Below are 745 nucleotides of genomic sequence, written 5' to 3'. Positions count from 1 at the left end.
ACATCCTGTTGGCCCGAGGAGATTGAAGCCATGCCCGCGAAAAGCGTCCACCGTAGCGGAAATAAACGGGTTTCTATGGTTACCCTTCTTAAAGGACCGGGCGTACTTTGCCCGGTTTTTCTTATGTTAGTTGACTTTTGATCTCTAATAATAGGGTTTCTAACTTATTTAATTGAAAAAGAAGAATTTCCAAGATGACAACTATAATGGGGCGTCTGTTTCAGCAAGTATGCGCATTTAAATTAGAATATGATGTATTTTTTGTTGAGTGAGCGAAAAGTTCTAAGTGGATGAAAAGTAGGGCATTCAGAGAGTTAATGATGAGTTGCTGCACACTTTTTCACCTTAAGAATGTATATAAAATTGATGTGCCATGAACCTAGTCTTCATAGTATTTTTAGTATACGGAGACTAACAATATAAAACGGAATTTTTTTGGTGATCCTCACGCTAGTGGATCCGATTAATATGGAGTCGTCGTAATTTCCTTTTTTAACAATTTCCCTCTTGAATTGTCAGTGGAAGTGAAGTTTGTTCAGTGATGTAATTTTGATTAGTAATCTTTGATCGCACATAAAAAATCGTCCTTTCGAAATGTAGGTTTGGTTACTTTCATTTTCCAAGATATAACGATATTTTTTGTATTTATTTTTAAAGCTTTATTGTATATACCCGTTGATTTAATAACACTTAATAGATTGTAGTGAAAGGCGGCGACTCCAACGGGAAAAGCGTGTTCGGTGAG

Annotated in this window: 1 protein-coding gene; it reads right to left on the bottom strand. The window is 36.1% G+C overall.

Features of this window, described 5'->3' with window-relative positions; genetic code table 11:
- Positions 1-553: 553 nt before the first annotated feature.
- The coding region (locus tag B371_RS23890; RefSeq protein ID WP_040681097.1) for a hypothetical protein at positions 554-745 on the bottom strand (192 nt) is incomplete at its 5' end.

Source organism: Paenisporosarcina sp. TG20 (assembly GCF_000286315.1).
Taxonomy (GTDB): domain Bacteria; phylum Bacillota; class Bacilli; order Bacillales_A; family Planococcaceae; genus Paenisporosarcina.
This window is presented reverse-complemented; position numbering and strand designations above follow the sequence as displayed.